We start from the raw sequence: 3,511 nt of genomic DNA, 5'->3' as shown, positions 1-3,511 counted from the left end.
AGGTGTTGTGTCGTTTACGTTTACTGTTCTTATTTCGGTAGGTGCAGCGTTGCCAACTGAGTCCGAAACATCGTATGTGACATTGCATGTGCCTGTTAGGTTCGGGTTGTCGGTATCTCCAGCTACGGCAATGCTGCTGCTTAAGTCTCCGTCGATTGCATCTGATGCAGTAGCGCCTGGATCGGTGTAGGCATTTCCAAGCTCGTGATCAAGAGGGTTGCTTCCAAGAAGGGTGATCGTTGGCGCGCCGGTATCGGCAACGATTACGTCGCGAGATATTGTTGTCGCTATATTTCCTGCTGCATCGCTTAGGTCATAAGAAAGTGTGTAAGTACCAGCAATGCTTGAATCAACAGAACCGCTGACGACAATGGAGCTGCTTAAGTCTTCGCCTGGAACATCTGATGCAGTAGCGCCAGGGTCGGTGAACGGGGTGTTTAATTCTTGATTATACGGGCTGGCGCCTATTAGCGTAATAATCGGTGCAGTGGTATCGACAACATTAATTGTGCGAGAAACGACTACTGCTGCATTGCCTGATGAGTCTGACACGTCGTAGTTTAGGACATAGCTTCCAACCGTATCGTTCGTGACGCTTCCTGAGATAATGATATTAGCCGTAATATCACCATCAACATTATCGGTGGCTGTGGCTCCTTCTTCTATATAAGTGTCGCCTTTTTCCAGAGTGATACTCGAAGCTCCGCTTAGTGTAATGCTAGGGATAGTTGTGTCTTGGACGATTACATTACGAGTGACAGTCGTTGCGATGTTTCCAACGGCATCCGAAACGTCGTAGGGCAGGGTGTAAGTTCCAGCAGTGTTTGCATCAACGGTTCCGGAAATAGTAATGTTTGCGCTGATATCTCCATCACGATTATCGATTGCTGTTGCGCCGGGTTCTATATAGCTGGTCAGTTGTTCAACGTATGTCGGGTCGTCGCCAGTAAGAGTAATAACGGGAGCGATGATATCCTCTTCTAGAACGTAGACCATTCTAGATACCGTATCAGCGTTGTTACCTGCGCTATCAACGACATCATATTCAACTAGTATTCCCGTAGGGTTTGGTACGGATGTATCGATAATAGTGGGAGTATCGATAACGTTCGGCCTAGTAACGACCTCAGATGTCAAATCCAAGTCTTCTGTATCATAAGCGGAGTAGCCGGGCTCGGAATATTCGTCGCCAACAATAAGTGTGACGTCAGTTGAGCCCGCTGATGTTTCGGCAAGAGTAATGATAGGTTTTTCATCAACGCCAGCTTCACTGGCTTTTAGTTGGATTGGTGTGCCAGCGGTGAAGTCAGTGAACTGGAAGCAGCCATCAATATCAGTGCTAGTTGATTGGTCAGATAAAGCTGTTTGGCTAAGTAATATATCAGCATTGACTGCTACACCGTTCTTTTCAAAGCAGCCGGTAATGCCAAACGGGATAACCCCTGTTTCGATAGCGTAAATCGTAGCGGTGGTTTGGTCTGTGTGCCAAAGATATTCGCCGTTCCAACTTAATCCTTTAGGGTCAGCTCCTGGTGTGTCAAAGAAGTCAACAACGCTACCGTCGCTTGGGTCAATGCGGTAAACCTTGAGTTCTTCTTGGTCAGCTACCCATAAGTCTCTACCGTCCCAGGTAATACCAAAAGGGCGAGCATTAGTGACTGAGGGGTTAGATTGGTATGAAGGTAAAGAGGAGGGGCCTGGTAAAGACAAAAGAAGCGCACCATCTTCAGGGCGTACTTTATTGATAGTGTTAGTTTGCCAGTCTACGACCCAAAAGCTATGACCGTCGTATGTCATGTCGGTGGGTGATGGGAATGCCAGTGACGCGAGTGCATTCTCCGATTCGAGGTTATCACCATCTACCGGGTCTACTTTTATGATGTCGTCAGTTATAGGGCTGGCATTTCATAAATAGTTTTCAGCAAAAGTCAGACCGCCGCCGCCACAGTATTGGCCTGCAGGCGTTGCGCCACAAGTAGGGATGGGGTTGCCATCGCTATTTATTGGTGGGTTATCGGTGTCTGCAAGAGGAAGGTTTAAATCACTGTCGCCTGCAGAGAACAATAGTACGTCGTCACCTACGTCACTTGTGCCCATGTCATCATATATATCTTCAGGATATACCCGGTATATTCTATCGGTGCCAAAATCGACTACCCTAAGATAGCCATCATGCATGGTAATGCCTTGAGGGGATGTAGGTGTTCGACCATCACCGCTTACATTATTAATAGTCAGTGTTGTTAGGATATTACCTGCATCGCCGGGCGCAGCAGATAAAAACTGAGCGTAGAGAAGAACAATAAATGATAGGGAGGTAATACTCAGTTTTCTTATTGGCATCTGATTATCCATGGCTCTTTATGTTCAAAGACATTAAGTAATAAACGATCGGTGTTAGCTTGTTGCGCGGTCTGGCTTTTATGAAGCGACTTTATAGAAATGAATATTGAGGGGCTTGGTAGAGCAAAATTGTAAAATCATGAAAGAACTTTGAACTCTGTCTCATGAATCTGCCTGTTAGATGTAGCGCTAGCTAGGCTTGTCTCTTTAAAGAAATAAGTGCTTGTTTAAGTTATTGTTTACAAACTAAAAAATTGTAAAGTCATGAGCGTACAGTTGTTAGGTTTTATCATAGAAAAAGCCTATAAAAAACAGTGGCATATAAATGTGAATGTTACTAATGTTTATATTTTGAGAGGGGTGTGTAGGTTGAGTTTCTGTGATGTTGGTCGGTTTTGGATGGCTTGGTGGTAAATGGCGGCTATATATCGGTGGTTAGAAGGTGGGTTGATGTCGTATTGGTATAAAGAAGGGTTATAAAGAGAGGGGTTAAAAATGGGTGCAGCAGTGATTGCTGTCTTTGGCGTATTAATTTATAAAAAAGTTTGATAAAGGTGTTGACCTAAAGAATCAGCTCTATATAATGCGCACCTCCTTAAGACGAACCGCTTCGAAAGCAGCGGAGTTTAAAGGGGATAGAAGATAAATTAAGTGATTAAAATCAGTAATTTATCTTCGCTTGTTAAAGGTTTTGGTTTTCGGTTTTGAATTTAAATTTCTTCGAAAACAAATTAAAAAAATCGTTGACAAGCAAATGAGACGCTGTAGAATACGCGCCTCGCTTGAGGGATCTCAAGCAAGCTCTTTAAAAAATTAACCAAGCAATTCGTGTGGGCGCTGACTGAGATGATTTCACGATGAAGCACTCTGATCTAACTTGTTAGAGAGGATGTTTCTTAAGAAATTATCAAGTCAACGACCTGTACAATTTATTTGAACAGTAAGTAACTTGAGCAAGTATATGAAGCTTTTGCTTCGACTAGATTGAACTGAAGAGTTTGATCATGGCTCAGATTGAACGCTGGCGGCAGGCTTAACACATGCAAGTCGAGCGGTAACAGAGATAGCTTGCTATCTGCTGACGAGCGGCGGACGGGTGAGTAACGCGTAGAAAACTGCCCAGTAGTGGGGGATAGCCCAGAGAAATTTGGATTAATACCGCATACGC

2 protein-coding genes and 1 rRNA gene are annotated in these 3,511 nt (G+C 44.3%); 1 reads left to right on the top strand and 2 read right to left on the bottom strand.

All coding sequences use genetic code 11. The annotated features are described in order from the left end of the window. A partial coding sequence (locus tag A3757_RS14890; protein WP_156506334.1) for a DUF5011 domain-containing protein occupies nt 1-1,797 on the bottom strand: 1,797 nt, incomplete at its 3' end. Nucleotides 1,798-1,905: 108 nt separating this feature from the next. Continuing rightward, nucleotides 1,906-2,343: a hypothetical protein gene (locus A3757_RS14885; RefSeq protein WP_156490428.1), complete on the bottom strand. Its 438-nt coding sequence runs from the start codon at nt 2,341-2,343 to the stop codon at nt 1,906-1,908. 986 nt (nt 2,344-3,329) lie between these two features. On the opposite strand from A3757_RS14885, the gene A3757_RS14880 reads away from it, so the two are divergent. After that, nucleotides 3,330-3,511 (top strand): 16S ribosomal RNA (locus A3757_RS14880); the annotation flags it as partial.

Source organism: Oleiphilus sp. HI0117, from assembly GCF_001635235.1.
Note: the sequence above shows the minus strand (reverse complement) of the source record. Positions and strands in the feature narration are given on the sequence as shown.

Coding starts and splice junctions, on each gene's coding strand:
- A3757_RS14885 (WP_156490428.1), bottom strand. CDS start 2,343: ATGCCAATAAGAAAACTGAGTATTACCTCCCTATCATTTATTGTTCTT.